This is a genomic window from Streptomyces albus subsp. albus (genome assembly GCF_000719865.1).
Lineage (GTDB): Bacteria > Actinomycetota > Actinomycetes > Streptomycetales > Streptomycetaceae > Streptomyces > Streptomyces albus_E.
In genome coordinates this window covers 31,637-53,173 of sequence record NZ_JOID01000010.1, presented here as the reverse complement: position 1 = coordinate 53,173, position 21,537 = coordinate 31,637, and the positions used below count along the sequence as shown (strand labels likewise).

The following is a 21,537-nucleotide window of genomic DNA, read 5'->3' as shown; positions in this document are numbered from 1 at the left end:
GGCCGCTCCCGGGCGTGTCCCGGCGTGTGACTCCGGCCGTGCGGGCCGGAGGGTGCCTCTCTGTCTTCGTGAAGCGGCGCGTGGGGGTGGCGGGTTCGTGGAAGGTTCCGTCTCGGAGCATGGCGGACAAGACGCTGATGCGGTGGCGGGCGAGGTGGAGAGGGCCTGGGCATGGGTGGGTCTTGCCCCGGGCCCGGGCAGCGGGCACCGGGGACATCAGTTTCCGGGAGCGCCCTCCGCCTGCCTTCCGTCGCCCTCCCGGTGGACCCGGGCCGGCCGGCCCGGCCCGTCCGGGGCCGCTGCCGCCACGGGTTCCGGGCCCGTTCCGTAGGCCAGCGGGCGGGAGGTGGCGACGCCCGCGAGCAGCCCGGCCGCGACCGTCACCTGGGGGAAGCTCAGCGCGTTGCCGACGCCCGCCAGCGCGGCCAGGGCCGTCAGCGAGGCCCCGGCGGTCAGGACGACCGGCGTGGAGCGCGGCGACCGGCTCAGGGCGAACAGCGTCCAGCAGAAGGCCGCCCCCAGCAGCGCGACGCCCGGAAGGCCCTGTTCCGAGGCGAGTTGGAGCGGTGCCGAGTGCGGTTTGCCGTCCGACCCGGGGGTGTCCCGCACGGTCTCGCTCAGCGCGCCGAAACCGTCCGGGCCGATGCCGAGCACGGGCCGGTCGGCCGCCAGCCCGAGGGCGTCCCGCCAGAGCAGCACCCGGTGTTCGGTCAGCCGCCCCTCCAGGACGGCCGCAGGGCCGTCCGGCAGCGCGTCCCCGGCCATCGCCACCGTGCCGCCGGTCACCAGAGCCGCCGTCAGCGCGCAACCCGCCAGCACGGGCGCCCGGCGCCGCGTCCGCGCGACCGCCGAGGAGCACAGCAGGACGACCACGACCACCACGCAGCCCACCGGCGAACCCGCCAGCAGCGCGGCCACGCCGATCCCCGCGACCGCGAGCCGCAGCACCGCCCGCGTTCCGCCGCGGCGCGCGGCCCAGGCCGCACAGCAGGCGGTGCCCGCGGCCAGCGCCAGTTGGGCCGTCTCCGCCCCGCCGTGGCCGGGGGCGGGCACCATGACGACCGCTCCGGGCAGGCTCTCCGGCGCCGCGAGAGCGGCGAAGGCACCCGCGAAGGCCGCCGCGGCGGGCACGGCGACCGGCAGCAGCGCGCCGCCGATCCGGCCGAACGCGTATCCGGCCGCGACCGCCAGCAGAGCGAGCAGCATCCCCTCCGGCCGCGCGTCGCGTCCGGCCGCGGTGATGAGCGCCCAGGCCGCGCAGCAGCCGAACACCACCACACCGGCGGCGTCGGCGGCGCTGCCGCGCGGCTCCTCCGTGAGACCTCCCGAGGACGGAACCATCCCGTCGACCCCCCAGCTCGAACGGGCACCGTTCACGGCACGGGGCCGCGCGCGGGCATGTGGTGCGCCACACCGTAACGGCTGAGCCCACGGGGTGTGGAGGTGTCCGGCGGGATCAGCGGGCCGGACCTGTGCCACCGGCGGAACGCCCCGGTCACAGCCCTTAGGCTCGGCCCATGCCCACACCCGATTTCATCCGCGACCTGCGGGCCACGGCCGGACAGCAGTTGCTCTTCCTCCCCGGCGTCAGCGCCATCGTGTTCGACGACGCGCAGCGCGTGCTGCTCGTCCGCCGCGCCGACACCGGGCGCTGGTCCATCATCGGCGGCATCGTCGAGCCCGGGGAGCAGCCCGCCCGGACGGCGGTGCGCGAGGTGTACGAGGAGACCGCGGTGCGGTGCGTGCCGGAGCGGCTGGTGCTGGTGCAGACCCTCGAACCGGTGCGCTACCCGAACGGCGACCTGTGCCAGTTCGTGGACACCTCCTTCCGCTGCCGCGCCACGGGCGGCGAGGCCCGGGTCAACGACGAGGAGTCGCTGGAGGTGGGCTGGTTCCCGGTGGACGGGCTGCCGGACCTGGAGGACTTCGCCGTGAACCGCGTCAAGCAGGCCCTCGGCGACGGCCCCGCGTGGTTCGACCCCATGACCGGCGGCTGAAGTATGGGTCCGCGCCACATCGGTGGGCGCGGCCGGTCCTGCCTAGGGTGCCGGGCATGACCCTGCCCTCCGCGGCGGATCCCGCCGCCACCCCCCACCCCGCCCGAGCGGCCGCCCCCGCGCGGTCCTCCGTCGGTCTCGACCTCACCGGGCGCACCGCCCTCGTCACCGGCGCGGCCGGCGGTATCGGCCGCGCCTGCGCCCTGCGCCTCGCGGCGGCCGGAGCCGGGGTCAGAGCCGTGGACCGGGACGCCGCCGGCCTGGAGGAGCTCGCCGCCCGGGCCGGGGGCCTGCCCGGCACCGTGGAGCCGAGGGTCCTCGACCTCACCGACCTCGACGCGGCGGAACGCGCGGCCGCCGGCACCGATGTGCTGGTCAACAACGCCGGGCTGCAACTGGTCCGCCCCATCGAGGAGTTCCCGCCCGAGGTGTTCTCGACCGTCCTGACGGTCATGCTGGAGGCCCCCTTCCGCCTGATCCGCGGAGCGCTGCCGCACATGTACGGGCAGGGGTGGGGCCGTATCGTCAACATCTCCTCGGTGCACGGCCTGCGCGCGTCCCGCTTCAAATCGGCGTACGTGGCCGCCAAGCACGGCCTCGAAGGGCTCTCCAAGGTGGCCGCGCTCGAAGGCGCGGAGCACGGCGTGACGTCCAACTGCGTCAACCCCGGCTATGTCCGCACCCCGCTCGTCGAGCGGCAGATCGCCGACCAGGCCGCCGCCCACGGAATCCCCGCCGACCGCGTCGTCAGCGACATCCTGCTCGCCGACTCGGCCCTCAAGCGGCTGGTCGAGCCGGAGGAGGTCGCCGAGGCCGTCGCCTATCTGTGCACCCCGGAGGCGTCCTTCGTCACCGGTGCGGCGCTCCCGCTCGACGGCGGTTGGACCGCGCACTGACCGGCTCCGGTGCGCCCGGCGGCAACGGCCCCGAGGACGCGAACGGGCCGGGACCGGGAGCCGCGGAAGGGCACGCCGGCGGCCGCCCCGTGACGGAGGTGACCCGCTCCGTCGGAGCGCGGGCATCGCGCCCGGCTGGCGCCGGGGGACCCACCCCGGGTATGCCTGGGTCCATGCCCGGATCCCAGCGCCGGCCCGCCGGAGCCGCCGAAGCCCCCTATCTGGAGCTGCTGTCCCGCGGCGCGCCCGTCGAGGAGTACGAGCAGCCGCTCCGGCGGGCCCGCGCGGACGGCGCCGGACCGGGGGAACTGGCCGCCCTGGAGCGCGGCAAGCTGCTCGCCCTGCGGGTGCGGACCGAGCTGGAGGGACGCCGGCGGCGCGAGGCGGAGCTGTCGGCCCTCTTCGAGACCGCGCACGACCTGGCCGGCCTCCGCGATCTGGACGCCGTGCTGCAGGCCATCGTGCAGCGCGCCCGGTCGCTGCTGGGCACCGAGTGCGCCTACATGACGCTCAACGACCCGGAGGCCGGCGACACCTACATGCGGGTCACCGACGGCTCGGTGTCGGCCCGCTTCCAGCAGCTCCGGCTCGGCATGGGGGAGGGGCTGGGCGGGCTCGTCGCGCAGACCGCGCGCCCGTACGTCACCGACAGCTACTTCGACGATCCGCGCTTCGAGCACACCCGGACCATCGATTCGGGTGTGCGCGACGAGGGCCTGGTCGCGATCCTCGGCGTACCGCTGGTGATCGGCGGCAGCGTGATCGGGGTGCTGTTCGCCGCGGACCGGCGGGCCCGGGTCTTCGAACGCGAGCAGATCGCCCTGCTCGCCTCCTTCGCCGCGCACGCCGCCGTTGCCATCGACTCCGCGAACCTGCTGTCCGAGACGCGCGCCGCGCTCGCCGAGCTGGAGACCGCCCACGGCGTCATCCGCGACCGCAGCGCCGTCATCGAGCGCGCCTCGGAGGTCCACGACCGGCTGACCGAGCTGGTGCTCCGGGGCGGCGGGGTGCGCGACGTGGCGGACGCGGTGGCCGAAGTGCTCTCCGGAGCCGTGGAGTTCACCGGGACGGGCGCCTCGCCGGACCCGGTCGTGGAGCGTTCCCGCACCGCCGGGCGCGCGGTACGGCACGGCGACGACTGGGTGGCCGCCGTCTCCGCGGGCGGGGAGCTCTTCGGCGCCCTCGTGCTGCACGGGCACCCGGAACTCGATCCCGTCGACCAGCGCACACTGGAGCGCGCCGCCATGGTCACCTCGCTGCTGCTGATCGCCCGCCGCTCGGCGGGAGAGGCCGAGCAGCGGGTGCGGGGCGAGCTTCTGGACGACCTGCTGGACGCCCCGGACCGCGACCCGAGCCTGCTGCGCGAGCGCGCGGCCCGGCTGACGGCCGACCTCGACGCACCGCACGTCGTCCTCGCGGCCCGCGTGGAGAGCGGAGACGGGGCCGATGACGGGAACGGCGGCGGGCCCCGCGGGGACAGCGCGGAAGCGGGGGGCGGCGCGGCCGCACGGCAGACCGCCGACCGCCGGCGCCTCTGGTCGGCGGCCTCGCACCTCGCCGCGACCCGGCAGGGCCTGGCCGCCGCCCGTGACGGCGGCACGGTGCTGCTGCTCCCGGCCGGACCGGAGGAGAGCGCCGCCGAGACCGCCCGGCAGGCCGCGAGACAGCTCGGCACCGCCGTCCGGGGCACCGTCACCGTCGGCGCGTCCGCGCCCGTACCGGCGCCCGTGGCGCGTCCGGGCGCCGTCGCCGCCGCGTACGCCGAGGCCCGGCGCTGCCTGGAGTCGCTGCTCCTGCTGGGGCGGGCCGGACAGGGCGCGGCGGCCGAGGACTTCGGGTTCCTCGGACTGCTGCTGGCCGACTCGCGGGACGTCGCGTCCTTCGTCCGCCGCACGATCGGCCCGGTCACCGACTACGACGCGCGGCGCGGCACCGAGCTGACGCGCACCGTGGAGGCGTACTTCGCCTGCGGCATGAGCCCGGCCCGCACCAAGGACGAGCTGCACGTCCACGTGAACACGGTCGCGCAGCGGCTGGAGCGCGTCGGCCGGCTCCTCGGCGCGGACTGGCAGTCCCCCTCCCGCGCCCTGGAGGTGCAGCTCGCCCTGCGCCTGCACCGGCTGGCCGGCGCGATCGACGGCTGACCGGCGGTGACACCCGGCTCCGGCCGGGGTGGCGCAACGCGCCGGCGGCCGGCCCGCGCGGCGCGGCCGGGGACACCGGGGCGGGGAGCCGGGGGTCACGGGCCCGGAGCCGGGGCAACGGGGCGCGGCCCCGGGAACGCCGGGACGGCGAAGCGCCTCCGCACCCCCTGTCCCAGGGGCGCGGAGGCGCCGTCTCCCGCGGTCCCGCGCGGTGCGCCGCCGGTCAGACCGTGCGGGCCGTCGCTCCGGACGCCGCGGCGGCACCCGCCGGCTCCGCGGTGGCGTCGCCGACCGGGTCGAGCTCCGACAGATCGCGATGGCGGGTCTCCTTGGCGATCCCGACCGCCAGCAGCGTGATCAGCGCCGCGGCGATCACGTAGAGCGCGATGGGCGTCGAGTCGCCGTAGTCGTTGAGGAGCGCCGTGGCGATCAGCGGGGCCGGGGCGCCCGCCAGCACCGAGGAGAACTGCGCGCCGATGGAGGCGCCGGAGTAGCGCATCCGGGTCGCGAACATCTCGGCGAAGAACGCCGCCTGCGGGGCGTACATGGCGCCGTGGAAGACCAGCCCCACCGTGACGGCCAGCAGGAGGCTGCCGAAGGTGCCGGTGTCGATCAGCGCGAAGAAGGGGAAGGCCCACAGGCCCACACCCGCGGCGCCCAGCAGGTAGACGGGCCGGCGGCCGAAGCGGTCCGACAGGGCGCCCCAGAGAGGGATCGTGGCGAAGTGCACGGCCGAGGCGATCAGTACGGCGTTGAGCGCGGTCTGCTTGCTCAGCTCCACCTCGGACGTCGCGTAGACGAGGATGAAGGCGGTGATGACGTAGTAGCTGATGTTCTCGGCCATCCGGGAGCCCATGGCGATCAGCACGTCCCGCCAGTGATGGCGCAGCACGGCGATCAGCGGCATGCTCTCGGCGGCCGGCTTCTCGGCGGCCTTGCGGGTCTCGGCCCGCTCCAGTGCCTGCCGGAAGACGGGGGACTCGTCGACGGCCAGCCGGACCCACAGCCCGATCACCACGAGGACGCCGGAGAGCAGGAACGGCACGCGCCAGCCCCAGGCCATGAAGGCGGCGTCCGACAGCAGGGCCGTCAGGGCCGCGAGCACACCGGTGGCGATCAGCTGCCCGGCCGGAGCTCCCGTCTGCGGCCAGGACGCCCAGAAGCCGCGCCGCTTCGCGTCACCGTGCTCGGAGACCAGCAGGACCGCGCCGCCCCACTCACCGCCCAGGGCGAAGCCCTGTACGAGCCGCAGCACGGTCAGCAGCACGGGGGCGGCCGTGCCGATGGTGGCGTGGGTGGGCAGCAGGCCGATGGCGAAGGTCGCGCCGCCCATCAGCAGCAGGCTCAGCACCAGCAGCTTCTTGCGCCCCAGCTTGTCGCCGTAGTGGCCGAACACCAGGGCGCCGACGGGGCGGGCGGCGAAGCCCACGGCGTAGGTGAGGAAGGCGAGCAGGGTGCCGACGAGTGGGTCGGATCCGGGGAAGAAGAGCTGGTTGAAGACGAGCGCCGCGGCGGCACCGTAGAGGAAGAAGTCGTACCACTCGATGGTGGTGCCGATGAGGCTCGCGGCGACGACGCGCTTGAGCGGGGTGGAGTTCGGTGGAGCGGGTGCCGTAGCAGCCATGGGTCACCACTTCCGGGGGCGGTTGGCGGACGTTCGTGTCGCCACACCGTAGGAACGCGCAGGTCACCGGCCCATGTGGTGGGACACCACACGTCGGCGGCCAGGAGTGCGCCCGGCACCCATGAGGCCGGCGCCACCGGATACGCTGTGGGCCATGCCGTCCGCCCGCCGTACCGCACGCCAGAGCGATCTGCTCCGGCGGCTGGTCGCGCTGGTCGCGGCCGAGGGCTTCGCCTCCTTCACCCTCGACGACCTGGCCGAGCGGCTGCGCTGCTCCAAGACGACGCTGTACCAACTCGCGGGAAGCAAGCAGGAGTTGGTGCGGGAGGCGGTGAAGTACTACTTCCGGGCGGCGACCGACGCCGTCGAGAAGCAGGTCGCCGACACCTCCGCCCCGGCGGACCGCGTGGTGGTCTATCTGAACGCCGTCTCCGAGCAACTCCGGCCCCTCTCCCGGCGCTTCCTCGACGACATGGCCGAGTTCGCGCCCGCCCGCGAGGTCTACGAGGCCAACACGCGCCACGCCTCCGCCCGGGTGCGGCAGCTGATCACGGAGGGCGTGGCGGCGGGCGCTTTCCGTGATGTCCACGCCGCCTTCGTCGGCGAGGTCGTCGCCGCCACGATGCAGGAGATCCAGCGGGGCGGGGTCACCGCGAACACCGGGCTGAGCGACGCCGACGCGTACGCCGAACTGGCCTCGCTGATCGTGCACGCCGTCTCGTCCTGACGCGGCAGGCCGGGACCGTCGCGCGTCCTCCCCGGGGTCCGGGGTCCGGGGTCCGGGGTCCGCGATCCGGGGTCCGCGATCCGGGGCCTCCCGGCCCCGGCAGCGCCTGCGGCCTCCAGTTCCGGCCCCGCGCCCTGTCCGGTGCCGGAGGCGGCGCGGCACCCGGGCTCCGCCCCGCCCGGCGGCCGGCGGCGGTGGACTCGCCCTCCGGCGGTGCGGCCCCTCGAAGCGGGCGCCCCGGGAGCGCCTGCCGCGAGAGCAGGACCCCAGGGCGGTCTCCTGTGGCCCGAGCCTCGTCATGTGGCCCGGGCCGCAGGACGCCCCGCTGGCCGATCCCGTACCCGTGGCGATACTCTCGTATCGGCTCCAGTATCACTCAAGGGACGGCAACCATGCCCGCAACGCGAACGCTCCCCACAAGGGAAGCCGCCGACCTCATCGGTCTCACCCGTGAACTCGCCGAGAAGGAACTCGCCCCCCGCGCCGCCGAGTGGGAGGCCAACGAGAAGTTCCCCCGCGACGTCTTCCGCACCCTCGGCCGCGCCGGCCTCCTCGGCCTCCCCTACCCGGAGGACTTCGGCGGCGGCGGTCAGCCCTACGAGGTCTACCTGCAGATGCTGGAGGAGATCGGGGCGGTCTGGTCCAGCATCGGCGTCGGCGTCTCCGTCCACGCCCTCTCCTCCTTCGCCCTCGCCGCGTTCGGCACGGACGAGCAGAAGGAGGAGTGGCTCCCCGGGATGCTCGGCGGTGAGACCCTCGGCGCCTACTGCCTCTCCGAACCGCACGCCGGTTCGGACCCCGCGGCGATGCGCACCCGCGCCGTCCGCGACGGCGACCACTACGTGCTGAACGGCAGCAAGGCCTGGACCACCCACGGCGGATACGCCGACTTCTACACGGTCATGGCCCGCACCTCCGAGGACAGGTCGCACGGCATCTCCTGCTTCCTCGTCCCGGCCGACACCGCCGGGCTCTCCGCCGACCCGCCCGAACGCAAGATGGGCCTGACCGGCTCGGCCACCGCCACCATGCGCTTCGACAACGTCCGCATCCCCCGGCACCGCCGCATCGGCGCCGAGGGCCAGGGCCTGCAGATCGCCCTCGCCGGCCTCGACTCCGGCCGGCTCGGCATCGCGGCCGTGGCCACCGGCCTCGCCCAGGGCGCGCTCGACCACGCCCTGCGCTACGCCCAGGAGCGGGAGACCTTCGGCAAGCCGATCATCGAACACCAGGGGCTGGCCTTCGTCCTGGCCGACATGGCCGCCGCCGTGGACGCGGCCCGCGCCGTCACCCTGGCCGCCGCCCGGCTCAAGGACCTGGGGCTGCCGTTCAGCCGCGAGGCCTCGGTCGCGAAGATGGTGGCGACGGACAACGCCATGAAGGTCACCACCGACGCCGTCCAGGTCCTGGGCGGCTACGGCTACACCCGTGACTTCCCCGTGGAGCGCTACATGCGGGAGGCCAAGGTGATGCAGATCTTCGAGGGCACCAATCAGATCCAGCGCATGGTGATCAGCCGCGCGCTGAAGAAGGACAGCCGCGGCATCATCACCGTGCGGAACAAGGAGCAGCAGTAATGCGTATCGAGAACACCGCCGCCATCGTCACCGGCGGGGCCTCCGGCCTGGGCGCGGCGACCGCCGCCGCCCTGGTGAAGCAGGGAGCGAAGGTCTTCGCCCTCGACCTCCCCGCGAGCATCGAGAAGGCCCCGGAGACGGCCGGCATCAGCTACGTGCCGACCGATGTCACCGACGGCGACGAGGTCCGGGCCGCCGTCACCGAGGCGGCGTCCTCCGGCGTCCCGCTGCGCACCGTCGTCAACTGCGCCGGCATCGGCCCGTCCATGCGCATCCTGGGCAAGAAGGGCGTCCACGACCTCGGCCTCTACGCCAAGATCGTCCAGGTCAACCTGATCGGCTCCTTCAACGTCCTCGCGCTCGCCGCCGAGGCCATCGCGCAGACCGAGGCCGACGAGAACGGCCAGCGCGGCGTGGTGGTCAACACCGCCTCCATCGCCGCCTACGAGGGCCAGGTCGGCCAGGCCGCCTACGCCTCCTCCAAGGGCGGCATCGTCGGGCTGACCCTGCCCGCCGCCCGCGACCTCGCCCAGTACGGCATCCGCGTCTGCACCATCGCGCCGGGCATCGTCGAGACGCCCATGCTGGCCACCGTCTCCGAGGAGTTCCGGGCCGGGCTCGCCGCCGGTGTGCCGTTCCCGCAGCGCCTCGCCGCCCCCGAGGAGTACGCGAAGCTCGCCCTCGCGATCATCGACCACGACTACCTCAACGGCGAGACGATCCGCATGGACGGCGCCCTGCGCATGGCCCCGCGCTAGCCGTACCGCGACTGGGCGCCGCCGCACCGGGGTTTCCGGTGCGGCGGCGCCTCTTCGCGTCCGCCGTGCCTGCCGCGCCCGCCGTGTCCGTCACGCGGCCGGCCCCGGAGTGACGGCCCGCCTCCGGCCGGGTGCCGCCCCGTTACCCTCTCCGGGTGACGGAGCACCCCATACCCGCCGAGCGGCGGCCCGCGAACGAGGGGCGGAAGGCCGCCGCCCGCAACCGGGCCGCCCTGATCGCCGCCGCCCGGGACATCTGCGCGGAGCAGGGGCTGGAGGCCCCCCTTTCCGCGATCGCGCGCCGGGCCGGGGTCGGCCAGGGCGTCCTGTACCGGCATTTTCCCGACCGGGCCGCTGTGGTGACCGCGGTGCTGGAGGAGAACGTCCGGCAGATCGAGCAGGCGGCGGCAGCGGAGGACGCGGACCTGGCCCGGGTCCTCGGCGTTCTGACCTGGCACCTGGCGGAGTCGGCGGCGTTCATCGGCATCCTGCACGCGGACGCGGCGGGCGGCCACTCCGGCATCCCCGCGTACGCCGAGGCCCTGTCCGAGCGGGTCGAGCGGGCCCTGCGGAGACACCTGCCGGACGGCCACCGGCTGGCCGCCGAGGCGGACGACCTGATGATCGCCGTGGCCATGGTCTCCGGCGCCGTCACCGGCCCCGACCGCGTGCGGCGGGAACACCGGGCCTTGGCGGCGTGGCGGCTGCTCGGTGCCGAGGTGGGACCGGTGCGGCCCGCCGGCGGGTGAGCGGAGCGGGCGGTGTCAGCCGCCGTTGGACTGCCGGGTGCCCTCGGCCAGTGCCTCGAAGGTGTACAGACAGCCCCCGGCCGGCCCGCTGACGGTCATGTAGGCCCGGGTGCCTCCGGGTGTGATGGCCACGTTCGTCGCCGATTCGAGCCCTGCGGCCCGGCCGGGCACCTCGACGGTCGCCAGGTGCGCACCGTACCGGTCGTACACCATCATCGCGGGGCGGCCGTGCAGTCCCTGGTAGAGGTTGCCGTCCGCGTCCACGGCGATCGAGTCGGCCTGGGCGATCCCGCCGGAGACCCGCAGCGCGGTGTGCCGGGAGGCGACTTCGCCCTTGCCGTCGAGGCGGAGGTAGGAGACGCGGTTCTCCGTCAGCTCGCTCGCCCACAGCCCGCGGTAACCGTCGTCGAACGAGATGCCGTTCGGTGCCGCCAGCCCGTCCGCCAGGACGGTGGCGTCGTCCCCCTCGCGGCTGATGCGGATCAGGCGGCCTTCCGCCGTGCCCTCGGACAGGCCGCGGGAGTCGCTGATGTACAGATGGCCCTCCCGGTCGAAGGCGATGTCGTCGGGGTTCATCCGGGCCCCGTCGACCTCACCGGAGAAGAACGTCCGGGGATCACTGCCGTCCGGGGCCAGGCTCACGATGTCGCCGTGGGAGAAGTCGGTCAGGTAGAGGCGTCCGTCGTGCGGGCTGAACTGGGCCGAGGTGTAGGCGCCGCGGTCGTCGGTGTGGATCCGGCGGGACGTCTTCTTCCGGACGTCGACGCGCAGCACTTTCGGCTCGCCGGCGGGCGCGGTGACGTCGACGACGATCAGACCGCCGTCCTCGTCGAAGACCGGGCCCTCCAGGAGGGTCATGCCGGTCTCCTCGTGCACCTCCGTCAGCCGCATGAGCTTCTTCGCGTGGATGACCGTGCCCGCGCCGGCGGCAGGTGCCCGGTCCGCGGCGGGGCCGCCGGGGTTCGTACCGCAGCCGGTGAGGGCCAGCAGGCCGATCGTGGCGAGCCCGGCGAGAGACCGGATCGGGAGTCGTGGCATGGGGATCGCTCTTTCTGTCCGAGGCGTGCGGAGACGCGGAGATGTTCTCCGCTTCAACCGGACAACACTGTCCGGTTCTTGCTACGGTAATGCAGGGCTGCTCAACTCCGGTGTCCGCGTGACCAGTTCACGGACGGGGCGGCTTCACGGCAGCTATGGCGTACCGGCAGGATGAGGCCCTCATGACGAACCCGCACACACCGCCCACCGAGGAACTCGCCGCGCTCAGGCAGCGGTACCGCCTCGAACGCGAGCGGCGGGTACGGCCCGACGGCACCCGGCAGTACCGCGGCGCCGACGCCGAGTTCGGCTACTACGCCGCCGATCCGTACACGGAGGGGACAGCCGGGCGCGATCCCCTGCGGGACAGGGTGGACGTCGCGGTCGTCGGCGGTGGATTCGGCGGGATCCTCGCGGGGGCGCGGCTGCGGCGGCAGGGCGTGGCGCGGGTACGGATCATCGAGAAGGGCGGCGACTTCGGGGGCACCTGGTACTGGAACCGGTACCCGGGCATCCACTGCGACATCGAGTCGCACGTGTATCTGCCGATGCTCGACGAGACCGGGTACGTGCCCGAGTGGAAGTACGCCCCCGGTGAGGAGATCCGCCGTCACGCGGTGCGGATCGCCGAGGCCTCCGGCCTCTACGCGGACGCGCTGTTCTCCACGGCGGTCACCTCGCTGTCCTGGGACGAGGAGGCCCGGGCGTGGGCCGTCACGACCGACCGGGGCGACGCGTTCCGGGCGACGTACGTCATCACGGCCACCGGCACCCTCTCCGAGCCGAAGCTCCCCGGTATCCCCGGGATCGAGGACTTCGCGGGCCACACCTTCCACACCTCGCGCTGGGACTACGCCTACACGGGCGGCACCCCGGACGGCGGGCTGACCGGCCTCGCGGACAAGCGCGTGGGCGTCGTCGGCACCGGCGCCACGGGCGTCCAGGTCGTCCCGAAACTGGCGGAGGACGCCGGCCACCTCTACGTCTTCCAGCGCACCCCCTCCAGCGTGGACGTGCGCGCCAACCGCCGCACCACCGCCCGGGACGTCGGTGCCGGCCGGCCCGGGTGGGCGCGCGAGCGCCGCGACAACTTCCTGCGCATCGTCTCGGGGGAGACCGCCGGACAGGACGGCGAACAGGACCTCGTGTCGGACCAGTGGACGGCGTCGGCCGGCCTCCTGGAGAAGCTCCTGCCGAGTTTCCGCCGCCAGGGCGACCGTGCGGCCTTCGAAGCGGCCTACGAGGCCGCGGACGCCGCCAAGATGAACGAGATCCGCGCCCGCGTCGAACGGATCGTCACCGACCCGGACACGGCGGAGAAGCTCAAGCCCTGGTACCGCTACGCCTGCAAGCGCCCCACCTTCTCCGACGCGTATCTGGAAGCGTTCAACCGCGGCAACGTCACCCTGGTCGACACCGCGGACACCCACGGCATCGAGCGCGTGACGGAACACGGCGTCGTGGTCGGCGGCACCGAGTACGCACTCGACTGCCTGGTCTTCGCCACCGGGTTCTCCGTCGGGGTCTCCGGCATCCACTCCGGTCAACTGCCCGTGCACGGCCGGGACGGCGTGCAGTTGCTGCACGCGCTGGCGAAGGAGGGGCCGCGGTCCCTGCACGGGTTCACCAGCAACGGCTTCCCGAATCTGATCCGGCTGGGAGCGATGCAGAGCGCCAGCAGCGTCAACTTCACGCATGTCCTGGACGAGCACGCCGTGCACGCCGCGGCGCTCGTCGCGGCCGCCGAAGCCGCGGGCGCCGTCATCGAACCGTCCCGTGCGGCCGAGGACGCCTGGATCGCCGCGCTGGCCGAGGACGCCCCCGACCACGAGTGGTTCCACGCCGAGTGCACCCCCGGCTACTACAACGGCGAAGGGCGCGGCCGGCCCAACGGCCCGATCGCCTACCCGCACGGCGCCGCCGCCTTCCACGAGCTCCTGAGGCGGTGGCGCGAGGAGTCCCTGGACGGGATTCTCCGGCCGGCGGCTTCCGCGCAGGCCTAGCCCCGCAGGTTCGGAGGGGAAGCCCTCCGAGCCTCGGCCGGTCCCTGCCCAGCCCCGCGGAACAGTTTCTCGCGGGTGCCGGCCGCAGGTGTCAGGACGGCCGGGCGGCCTCCCGGGCCGCCTCGGTCATCCGGAAGATCTCGTCCACCGCGGCCTCCGGGCCGGCCGCGTCGCGGGCCGGCGTGCCCGGCAAGGCCGGTCCCGCCGGGGCCCCGTACCTCAACGGATCACCGGCGCCATCAGACCGCGGACCAGCCGTCGTCCACGGGCAGGATCGCGCCGTTGACGTTGCTCGCGGCCTCCGAGGCCAGGAACAGGATCACCGCCGCCTGCTCCTCCGGCTGCGCCAGCCGCCCCAGGTTGACGAAGTGCGGACCGAGCGCGGCCGGCCCGTGCGCGGCCTGGTCGGCGTTCACGGCGATCCCGGTCGCGGTGCCGCCGGGGCAGACGGCGTTGGCGCGGATGCCGCTCTTGCGGTACATCACCGCCAGCGACTTCGTCAGCCCCACCACGCCGTGCTTGGAGGCCGTGTACGCGGCGCCCGCCGCGCTGCCGCGCAGGGAGGCCTCGGAGGCGGTGTTCACGATGGCGCCCCGGCCCGCGGCCAGCATGTGCGGCAGCACGGCGCGGGTGAGGAGAAAGGGCGCGGTGAGGTTGACCCGGAGGACCCGTTCCCACTCGGCGTCGGTCACGTCGGCCACCGCCGACATGCTGTCCATGATCCCGGCGTTGTTCACCAGGACGTCCACTCCGCCGAACCGCTCCACCGCCGTCGCCGTCACCCGGTCCACGACGGCCTGGTCGCTCAGGTCACCCGTGACAGCCACGGCCGTGCCGCCCGCCTCCTCGATCTCCTTGACGACCCCGCCGGCGCCTTCGGCGTTGAGGTCCGCCGCCACGACACGGTCGCCCTGCGCGGCGAAGGCGAGCGCGGCGGCGCGCCCGATGCCCGATCCCGCTCCGGTGACGATCACGCTGCGTCCGATCGCGTCGCCGCTCATGAAGTGCTCCGTCCAGACAAGTGCCTAGGCGGCGGACTCCTGTCCGGCCGCACTTCCACCTTACAAGCGTTTATGTCGCTGAGTGACATAAAGTCGTGGGGGAGAATCGGCGGGACACCGATCACCGGCGCCGGAGGGGCAGATGACCGCAGCCCGCGGACGGACGGGGCGACCACCGCTGAGCGAGGAACGCAAGGCCGCCGTCCGGCTGGAGATCGCCCGTGCCGCCGTCGGCCTGTTCATCGCCCAGGGCGTCGCCGCGACCACGGGCGAGCAGATCGGACAGGCGGTCGGCGTCTCGGCGCGGACCGTCTGGCGCTACTTCCCCACCAAGGAGAGCTGCGTCCGGCCGCTCCTCTCCACCGGCGTCGACGCGATCAGCGCCGCCCTGCGGCAGTGGCGGCCCGGCCGGCCGCTCCGGGAAGCCTTCGACCACGTATGGGAAACCGAACCGGACCCGCCCGGGCCCGACGTCGGAGCACTGCTGCGACTGACCCGGACCGAGCCCGGCCTGCGCGCGGTGTGGCTGCGCACCCATGACGAGGCGGAGCCCGCCTTCGCGCGCGCCCTCGCCGAACGGTCCGGGCTCCCCGCCGACGACATGCGGCCGGCCGTCTGGGCCGCGATGCTCAACGCCGCGCTGCGCGCGGCCGTCGAACAGCACGCCCAGCGAACGGCTGACCCGGGCACCACGCCCGCCGCCGCACGGGCCGACCTCGCGGATGCCCTGCGCACGGCCCTGACCCTCACGGAGGCCGGGCTCAGCTGAACCGGGGGCGGATCACCCGAGGGCGGACGGCGCGGCGTCCGGCGGGTCCGGCGCGGGGTTGTGGGGCGGCCAACGCCCTTGTACCGTGCGAGTGTTCTGGCCGTGGTCGTGAGTCTGGGGGCAGCCGCGACCACCTGATGGCCCGGAACATTTCCCGCCACTCGGCGTGCGGCATCACCATCACGACTCCATGTCGTCGGCCATGGAGCCGTTCCCTCGGCTGCGCGCCTTCCTTATGGAGGTTCCCCCACATGCGCTTCCATCGATACCGGCCCCGGACATGGGCCGCCGCGGTCTTCGTGACCGTCGCGAGCCTGGGCGTCGCCACCCTCGGCCCACAGGCGGTGGCCGCCGGCAGCCCCGGAGCCGCCCCGCGGTTCGCGGCCGACGTCGAGTTCGACGGCGCCGACTGCAACGTGCCCGACCCCGGCTCCACACCCTCCGACTCCATGCTTCCCGACCCGTTCACGAAGCTGGACGGCTCGCGCGTCACCGCCAAGTCCGACTGGCGGTGCCGCCGCGCCGAGATCAAGAAGCTGGCGGAGAAGACCGTCTACGGCACGAAGCCCGCCAAGCCGCAGAGCGTCACGGGCACGGTCTCCCGCAGCAACATCACCGTCAACGTCTCGGACAGCGGCAAGAGTTCGAGCTTCTCCGCCCGCGTCGAACTGCCGAGCGGCTCCGGCCCCTTCCCGGCCGTCATCGTCTACGGCGGCTTCGGGGCGGACACCGCCACGATCAAGGCCGCCGGCGCAGCCGTCATCAGCTTCGACCCGTTCGCGGTCGGCCGCGAGGGCACCCCGCGGAACAACAAGCAGGGCGCCTTCTACAGCGTCTACGGCTCCAACAGCAGCACCGGACTGCTGATGGCCTGGGCCTGGGGCGTCAGCCGGATCATCGACGTCATCGAGCAGTCGGACGGCAGCGTCCTCAAGGCCGAGGGCACCGGCGTCACCGGCTGCTCCCGGTACGGCAAGGGCGCCTTCGTGGCCGGTGCGTTCGACCAGCGCATCGCCCTGACCATGCCGATCGAGTCGGGCACCGGCGGCGCCCCCGCCTTCCGCAGCATTCCGCGGGAGAACGGCGCGCAGCCGCTGAGCAGCGGCTACGGCGAACAGCCGTGGCTCGGTGACGCGTTCGGTTCGTACACCGGCAACCCGTCCGGACTGCCGGTGGACACCCACGAGATCGTGGGCATGGTCGCCCCGCGCGGACTCTTCATCATGGAGAACCCGCACATCGACTGGCTGGCCGCGACCTCCGGCAGCGTGGCGGCCCTCGGCGGAGCCGAGATCTACAAGGCGCTCGGTGCCGGGAGCAACATCACGTACTGGTCCGACATCCAGGACGGCAACCACTGCGCCAGCCGGTCCGAGTGGCGCGGCCCCCTGCAGCAGCACATCCAGAAGTACATGCTGGGGACGGGCAGCAGCACGGGCACGATCAGGATCTCCAGCAAGAAGTCCGGCAACCTCTCCCAGTGGAGGAACTGGCAGACCCCGACCCTGACCGACTGATCCGGACCGGGCCGCGGGGGAGGGGCCGGCCGCACCGGCCCCGAACCGGCCCGTTCCCGAAGTGAGTTACGGGTTACGGAGCCCGGCGCGCGAGCCGCGCCGGGCTCCGGCCTGTGCCGGCGTTTCCCGGCGTTCCCCGGCGGTCCCGGCGGTCCCGGCCTTTCCCGGCGTCAGCCCCCGGACACCGCCAGCCGCCGGGTGAAGGTCTTGCCGCCGTCACGGGATTCGTACACCCCGCCCTGCGTGGCGGCCAGGACGCGCTCGGCGTCGACGGCCGTCAGCGCCTGCGGCTGCCCGCCGGGCACGGTCCCGGCCTTCTTCCAGCTCTTGCCGCCGTCAGTGCTGTGGTGCACCACTCCATCGGGAGCGATTCCGTAGAGTGCCTCTCCCTTTGCTCCCCGTGCCCAGGAGAGGTGCGTCAGCATCGGTTCCCTCCCGGCGCCGAAGGTCTCGCCGCCGTCGGTACTCCGCGCGACGCCGCTCTCGGTGGTGGCCAGGACGGTGCCGGGGTTCCCAGGGTCCACGGCGATGTCCAGGGCCGCCAGTTCGGCGCGCTCGTCCCACTTCCTGCCGTCCTCGCTGACGCGCAGCAGGCCGGCCGTGCTGTCGTAGCCGTAGACCGTGCCGTCGACCTGTTCGAGGGCGTGGAAGTCGGCCTTGCCGGCGAGGGACAGGGACGTCCAGGTCTTGCCCGCGTCGGTGCTCCTGATCAGGCCGCGGTTGGCGTGGTCGCCGCTCCCCTCGGCCGGGTGGCCGCTGCCGAGGAAGGTGTCCTTCCCGGCGACGGTGAAGCCCATGTAGTCGGCGGTGTCGCCCACGCGCTCGGACGAGCCGTCGTCGTCCACCGCGAGGACACCGTGGTGCGTGGCGACGTAGAGCTTGCCGTCGCCGGGGTTGACGCCGAGCCCGTGGATGTGGCTGATCTCCCCGGCGCCGGAGGACTCCGCGTGGGAGTGCCCGTCGGAGGACGCGTCTCCGTGCCCGTCGGAGCCGTTGGAGCAGCCGGTCAGGACGGCGGCCAGCAGGACGGCGGCGGAGGCCGCAGCGGCCGTGGAACGAAGGCGGGAGCGGGCGGGCATGCGGGGATCCTCGGGTCGGAGCGGCGCGCGCCGCGTGCCGGTGCGGCGTGCGGTGCCTGTGGGTGCGGCCGGTGGCGAACCGGCCGGAGCCGTCCGCCACCGGCTCCAACGTACGCCGTCCACCGAAGGTGCCGGGCCGGTGGGGGCCGGGGGGCGGCCGGGCGGCCGTCTCAGGGGACCAGTTCGTCCTGGCGGCCGCCGGCCCACTCGGCGAGCAGGACGGTCGCGTCGTCGTCGAGCTTGCCGTCGTGGTGGTCGAGCACCGCGTGCATCAGGCGGCGCAGCGTCTCGTGCAGGGGGAGCCGCCCGTCCTCGTGGTGGTGCAGGACGAAGTCCACGAAGCGGCTCATGCCGAACTGCTTGCCGTCGGCACCGCGGGCCTCGGTGATGCCGTCCGTGTAGAGCAGCAGACGGTCGCCGGGCTCCAGTTGCTCCTCGCACACGGTCAGGGGCAGGCCGAGGGACGCGCCCATCGGACCGGCCGGAGGGCAGGCCAGCTGGATGGGCCCTTCTCCCGAGCGGATGACCACCGGCAGATGGTGGCCGCGGTTGACCCACGCCAGCCGTCCGGTGACCAGATCCAGGTCGGCCAGGATGCCGGTGATGTAACGGCTGGTTCCGAACTGCTCGTTGAGCGTCTCCTCCACCAAGCGGCTGGCCTCCGCCAGGGACGCGCCCTGGCGGCGGGCGTTGCGGCACGCGGACACCGCCACATTGGCGGTGATCCCGGCGGTGGTGTCGTGCCCCATGGCGTCGAAGATGCCCAGGTGCAGGTTGGTGCCGGTGAGGGCGTAGTCGTAGGCGTCGCCCCCGACCTCGTAGGCCGGCTCCAGGGCGGCGCTGACGGTGGCATTGTGGCCGGCGAAGGCCGGCGGCGGCGTGAGGTTCCACTGCATCTCCGCGGCCACGTTCATCGGCCTGCTGCGCACCAGGCGGGCGTACGAGTCGCTGAAGGACCGCTTGCTGAGCAGCAGCAGCGCCACGAGCGAGGCCAAATGGCGGACCGCGTCCCGGCTCTGCCCGTCCTCCGCGGCGGTGTCCGCGCGCAGCATGCCCAGGCGCTCCACCCCGTCGGTGACGGGGACCCACCACCGGCACCGGCCCCGCGCCGTCTCCGGGGCGGCTTCGGTGACGATGGCCACGTGCTGGTACGCGCGGCCCGGCAGCGTGCCGTCGACGGCGACCTCGTCCCCGCCCTCGCCCGCGTCCGGCCCCCGGCCGGTGAGCTGCCGCATCGCCTTCTCCTGGAGGTCCACCACGAAGAGCGCCACCTCGTGCAGGCCCACGGTGTCCGCGTGCGTGGCCACGACATCCGGCAACTCCTCCAGCGCCGTGGTGTGGCCGGCCTGCATCAGGTCGGTGAGCACCTTTCCCACCCGAACCGCGTCGGTCACGGTGTCCGCCTCCTTCCGGTCACGAAGACTCCGCGGGTCCTGGCAGCTCCGGACGGCATTGACCGGTTCCGACCCTTGACCGCGGAGATAGTTCCGTTTACCCACGGCCCCGGAAGTCACCCGGTGCTTCCGGGACGACACGCGGCCGGGGGACGAGGGCCGGTATGAAGTAGCAGGTCAGAGCCCTGCTGTGGCTCTCTCCGCCCTCTGGAGCTGCGGGCGCGTTACGCCGAGAACGGCATGATCCGGGACCTCGCGGCCTTCGACGCCGCGGTGCGCGACGCGAGCACACCCGGGGCACCTTCCGTCCCGCGTCCCGGCGGCTGGACACCCGTCCCCCGACGAGGGCCATCGCGGACCGGCGGCCGGCCGGTCCCGTCCGCGGAGTCCGGCCCCCTGACGCCGGGCCGTGCCGGGGGGAACCGTCCGGGGCCGCTCGGCAGTGTGGCAGGCCGCCGGTCCGGGAACCCGCCCGGTGGCCCGCCCGCCTCAGAAGATCCGCAGGTCCGAGCAGCCGCGCCGGCGTACCTGGTCCTCCGCGAAACTCTTGAGGAGCCGCCGCTCCACGGCTGCGTCGATGCCCGGAATGTCGTCGGGCGCGGAGATGGCGAAGTTGGCCGCTTCGCCGTCGCAGCGGGCGGTGGCCGTCCCGGAGCGCCGCTTACCGTCCCAGGTCGTCAGACGGTTGCTCCAGTCGCCGTACCAGGCGGCGAGGGAAATCCGGTCCCACTGCTCCAGCGCGTCTTCCTCCAGGGCCTCGCCGGCGAAGGAGTCCTCGTCCCCGTCCCCGGCGAACAGCTCGCAGCGACCCGTCGGCGCGGCGTCGTTCATGGCCGCTGCGAACCGCCAGTCCAGGCTCTCCGGAAGGTCGGCCCGGGTGACCCACTCGCAGGGCGTGCCCTTGGCCCTCGGTACCGGGAACGACTCCGGATCGTCCCCGGGCTCGGCCGGCACGGCCCCGGTCTCCGGGGGCTCGAGGCGCTCCGCTCCGCAGCCCAGTCTCTCCGAAGCCGAGTTGGCGAGTGCGACGACGGTCCGGTACGCGGCTCCGGGGACCCCGGTCAGGGACTCTCGACCGAACTGGGTCCGCACCAAGAGCTTCCGCGGCCTTCCGTTGTCGTCCTCACCGAGTTCCCTGCAGGGCAGCACGATCTGGATCGCGCCGTGCCGGTCGATGAACCCGGGCATCCCCTCGGGCAGCGGGGCCTGCCAGGCCCACCCCTCCCGCGAGAAGGTCTGCATGAACGAAGAGTCCTGGTCGTCCCGCCGGGTGTGGGCTTCCATCCGGACGAGCAAGCCTTCGCCGTCGAGTGCCAGGTTGCACGCGTAGGATCCCAGCGCTTCCGTGAGCCGGGAGCTCTCCTCCGCCAGATGTGTGTCCTCCGGCCGGAGCTGGCCGACCGCCTCCCGGGGGAGCGCCCCGTCGCAGGCGCTTCCCGTCAGCATCCAGTCCCGTGCGTAGGGCTCGGCGATCCAGCCGCTCACCCCGAGGAGTGCCGCAGTCGCCACCGCGGCCTTGACCCAGCGTCGCATCGTCTCGTCCCCGCCCCCGTATCGGATCGAATCCCGCCGGCCGTCCCAGTGGCCAACGCACCGCCGCACCCTACAAGTTGGGGACCACGGTCCCCGTGGCGCCCCGCGCCCGGACGGCGGCGCGCGGAGTGGACCGGCCACGGAAGAGCCATCTGGCGGCAATGTCCGATTGGTGAGCGTTGGCGATGAAAGTCAACTCAATGCCGAATAAGGCGATCTGAGATAAACCCGCCACGGCGTGTGTTCCGGATCACAACTCCCGGCCGCAGCCCGCCGGCGCCCGGGAGATCGTTTTCCGTGGCATTCCCTGACTCTCCATCCTCCGCCGGGATTTGAGCATCCAACGGTATCCGGGCCATTCACGCTCCGGTGGTGGGTAAATGCGCACGGTGTCCGTAATGGCGGGAGTGGCTACGCTCCGGAATGAGATCGTTTTCCCTCATCTTGTCTTTACCAAATCGCTGTGTTTATGTGTCCTCGCCTCCGCCCCATGGCGGCGGCTCCACCGCCGGAACACGCCGAGTCCTGCCGCCCGGCCGGTGGAGAAACAGCAGCTCAGTGCGGCAGGAGCGGGGAAACCACATACTGCCGTGCCGTGCGCGTACCGCGCCCGGTAATGGCTAGGGGTGAAGCCGATTCCCGAATGCGTCCCGACGCCGGGGGAATTGGCCGGGCAACTCCAGCCCGAATCCGACAGCTAACCTCGCAGGCGTAGGAGAGGACGCACACTC

The 21,537-nt window shown here is 73.5% G+C and carries 17 protein-coding genes and 1 riboswitch; of the genes, 10 read left to right on the top strand and 7 right to left on the bottom strand.

Features of this window, described 5'->3' with window-relative positions:
* Positions 1-216: 216 nt before the first annotated feature.
* Positions 217-1,341, bottom strand: coding sequence for an O-antigen ligase family protein (locus tag IF83_RS0112275; RefSeq protein ID WP_078843408.1), 1,125 nt, complete (start codon positions 1,339-1,341; stop codon positions 217-219).
* A gap of 176 nt (positions 1,342-1,517) precedes the next feature.
* Between IF83_RS0112275 and IF83_RS0112270 the strand changes: the two genes are divergently transcribed.
* From IF83_RS0112270 to IF83_RS0112260, 3 genes are all read left to right on the top strand, one after another.
* A complete protein-coding gene (locus tag IF83_RS0112270; protein ID WP_030544154.1) occupies positions 1,518-1,997 on the top strand; it encodes an NUDIX hydrolase in 480 nt (159 codons plus the stop codon).
* Positions 1,998-2,053: 56 nt separating this feature from the next.
* Positions 2,054-2,893: a 3-hydroxybutyrate dehydrogenase gene (locus tag IF83_RS0112265; protein ID WP_030544153.1), complete on the top strand. Its 840-nt coding sequence runs from the start codon at positions 2,054-2,056 to the stop codon at positions 2,891-2,893.
* 173 nt (positions 2,894-3,066) lie between these two features.
* Entirely contained in the window at positions 3,067-5,037 is a 1,971-nt protein-coding gene (locus IF83_RS0112260) for a helix-turn-helix domain-containing protein (RefSeq protein ID WP_030544152.1), read from the top strand.
* Between the two features lie 223 nt (positions 5,038-5,260).
* On the opposite strand, the gene IF83_RS0112255 is transcribed toward IF83_RS0112260, so the two are convergent.
* Positions 5,261-6,661 carry an MFS transporter gene (locus IF83_RS0112255; protein ID WP_030544151.1) on the bottom strand — a complete coding sequence of 467 codons (1,401 nt, stop codon included), beginning with the start codon at positions 6,659-6,661 and terminating at the stop codon, positions 5,261-5,263.
* A 154-nt stretch (positions 6,662-6,815) separates the two neighbouring features.
* On the opposite strand from IF83_RS0112255, the gene IF83_RS0112250 reads away from it, so the two are divergent.
* The 4 genes from IF83_RS0112250 (at position 6,816) to IF83_RS0112235 (ending at position 10,472) form a co-directional block, all read left to right on the top strand.
* The gene (locus tag IF83_RS0112250; RefSeq protein ID WP_030544150.1) at positions 6,816-7,388 is read left to right on the top strand and encodes a TetR/AcrR family transcriptional regulator; all 573 of its coding nucleotides are present in this window, start codon (positions 6,816-6,818) and stop codon (positions 7,386-7,388) included.
* Positions 7,389-7,780: 392 nt separating this feature from the next.
* Positions 7,781-8,965 (top strand): acyl-CoA dehydrogenase family protein, encoded by a 1,185-nt coding sequence (locus IF83_RS0112245; RefSeq protein ID WP_030544149.1) that lies wholly within the window; start codon positions 7,781-7,783, stop codon positions 8,963-8,965.
* Complete coding sequence (locus IF83_RS0112240; protein ID WP_030544148.1) at positions 8,965-9,723, top strand: SDR family NAD(P)-dependent oxidoreductase; 759 nt, start codon at positions 8,965-8,967, stop codon at positions 9,721-9,723. The genes IF83_RS0112245 and IF83_RS0112240 overlap by 1 nt, the downstream gene beginning before the upstream one ends.
* Positions 9,724-9,878: 155 nt before the next feature.
* Positions 9,879-10,472 carry a TetR/AcrR family transcriptional regulator gene (locus IF83_RS0112235; protein WP_030544147.1) on the top strand — a complete coding sequence of 198 codons (594 nt, stop codon included), beginning with the start codon at positions 9,879-9,881 and terminating at the stop codon, positions 10,470-10,472.
* Positions 10,473-10,487: 15 nt separating this feature from the next.
* Here IF83_RS0112235 and IF83_RS0112230 read toward each other — a convergent pair whose 3' ends face one another.
* On the bottom strand, positions 10,488-11,510 hold the full coding sequence (locus IF83_RS0112230) for an SMP-30/gluconolactonase/LRE family protein (RefSeq protein ID WP_030544146.1): 1,023 nt from the start codon (positions 11,508-11,510) through the stop codon (positions 10,488-10,490).
* 182 nt (positions 11,511-11,692) lie between these two features.
* On the opposite strand from IF83_RS0112230, the gene IF83_RS0112225 reads away from it, so the two are divergent.
* The gene (locus IF83_RS0112225; protein WP_030544145.1) at positions 11,693-13,513 is read left to right on the top strand and encodes a flavin-containing monooxygenase; all 1,821 of its coding nucleotides are present in this window, start codon (positions 11,693-11,695) and stop codon (positions 13,511-13,513) included.
* Between the two features lie 239 nt (positions 13,514-13,752).
* Here the strand turns inward: IF83_RS0112225 and IF83_RS0112215 are convergent, their stop codons facing one another.
* Positions 13,753-14,514: an SDR family NAD(P)-dependent oxidoreductase gene (locus IF83_RS0112215; RefSeq protein ID WP_030544144.1), complete on the bottom strand. Its 762-nt coding sequence runs from the start codon at positions 14,512-14,514 to the stop codon at positions 13,753-13,755.
* Positions 14,515-14,656: 142 nt separating this feature from the next.
* Between IF83_RS0112215 and IF83_RS0112210 the strand changes: the two genes are divergently transcribed.
* Together IF83_RS0112210 and IF83_RS0112205 are read left to right on the top strand one after the other, a co-directional pair.
* Positions 14,657-15,283 (top strand): TetR/AcrR family transcriptional regulator, encoded by a 627-nt coding sequence (locus IF83_RS0112210; RefSeq protein ID WP_030544143.1) that lies wholly within the window; start codon positions 14,657-14,659, stop codon positions 15,281-15,283.
* A 251-nt stretch (positions 15,284-15,534) separates the two neighbouring features.
* The gene (locus tag IF83_RS0112205) at positions 15,535-16,800 is read left to right on the top strand and encodes a glucuronyl esterase domain-containing protein (protein ID WP_030544142.1); all 1,266 of its coding nucleotides are present in this window, start codon (positions 15,535-15,537) and stop codon (positions 16,798-16,800) included.
* 170 nt (positions 16,801-16,970) lie between these two features.
* Here IF83_RS0112205 and IF83_RS0112200 read toward each other — a convergent pair whose 3' ends face one another.
* The 3 genes from IF83_RS0112200 to IF83_RS0112190 form a co-directional block, all read right to left on the bottom strand.
* Complete coding sequence (locus tag IF83_RS0112200) at positions 16,971-17,879, bottom strand: F510_1955 family glycosylhydrolase (RefSeq protein ID WP_030544141.1); 909 nt, start codon at positions 17,877-17,879, stop codon at positions 16,971-16,973.
* 170 nt (positions 17,880-18,049) lie between these two features.
* Positions 18,050-19,273: a PP2C family protein-serine/threonine phosphatase gene (locus IF83_RS0112195; RefSeq protein ID WP_244177026.1), complete on the bottom strand. Its 1,224-nt coding sequence runs from the start codon at positions 19,271-19,273 to the stop codon at positions 18,050-18,052.
* Between the two features lie 489 nt (positions 19,274-19,762).
* Positions 19,763-20,806 (bottom strand): hypothetical protein, encoded by a 1,044-nt coding sequence (locus IF83_RS0112190; protein WP_030544139.1) that lies wholly within the window; start codon positions 20,804-20,806, stop codon positions 19,763-19,765.
* Between the two features lie 542 nt (positions 20,807-21,348).
* Positions 21,349-21,531, top strand: a riboswitch (cyclic di-AMP (ydaO/yuaA leader).
* Positions 21,532-21,537: the final 6 nt, after the last annotated feature.

Coding starts and splice junctions, on each gene's coding strand:
- IF83_RS0112210 (WP_030544143.1), top strand. CDS start 14,657: ATGACCGCAGCCCGCGGACGGACGGGGCGACCACCGCTGAGCGAGGAA.
- IF83_RS0112275 (WP_078843408.1), bottom strand. CDS start 1,341: ATGGTTCCGTCCTCGGGAGGTCTCACGGAGGAGCCGCGCGGCAGCGCC.
- IF83_RS0112250 (WP_030544150.1), top strand. CDS start 6,816: ATGCCGTCCGCCCGCCGTACCGCACGCCAGAGCGATCTGCTCCGGCGG.
- IF83_RS0112255 (WP_030544151.1), bottom strand. CDS start 6,661: ATGGCTGCTACGGCACCCGCTCCACCGAACTCCACCCCGCTCAAGCGC.
- IF83_RS0112270 (WP_030544154.1), top strand. CDS start 1,518: ATGCCCACACCCGATTTCATCCGCGACCTGCGGGCCACGGCCGGACAG.
- IF83_RS0112190 (WP_030544139.1), bottom strand. CDS start 20,806: ATGCGACGCTGGGTCAAGGCCGCGGTGGCGACTGCGGCACTCCTCGGG.
- IF83_RS0112265 (WP_030544153.1), top strand. CDS start 2,054: ATGACCCTGCCCTCCGCGGCGGATCCCGCCGCCACCCCCCACCCCGCC.
- IF83_RS0112200 (WP_030544141.1), bottom strand. CDS start 17,879: ATGCCCGCCCGCTCCCGCCTTCGTTCCACGGCCGCTGCGGCCTCCGCC.
- IF83_RS0112215 (WP_030544144.1), bottom strand. CDS start 14,514: ATGAGCGGCGACGCGATCGGACGCAGCGTGATCGTCACCGGAGCGGGA.
- IF83_RS0112230 (WP_030544146.1), bottom strand. CDS start 11,510: ATGCCACGACTCCCGATCCGGTCTCTCGCCGGGCTCGCCACGATCGGC.
- IF83_RS0112260 (WP_030544152.1), top strand. CDS start 3,067: ATGCCCGGATCCCAGCGCCGGCCCGCCGGAGCCGCCGAAGCCCCCTAT.
- IF83_RS0112240 (WP_030544148.1), top strand. CDS start 8,965: ATGCGTATCGAGAACACCGCCGCCATCGTCACCGGCGGGGCCTCCGGC.
- IF83_RS0112205 (WP_030544142.1), top strand. CDS start 15,535: ATGCGCTTCCATCGATACCGGCCCCGGACATGGGCCGCCGCGGTCTTC.
- IF83_RS0112225 (WP_030544145.1), top strand. CDS start 11,693: ATGACGAACCCGCACACACCGCCCACCGAGGAACTCGCCGCGCTCAGG.
- IF83_RS0112245 (WP_030544149.1), top strand. CDS start 7,781: ATGCCCGCAACGCGAACGCTCCCCACAAGGGAAGCCGCCGACCTCATC.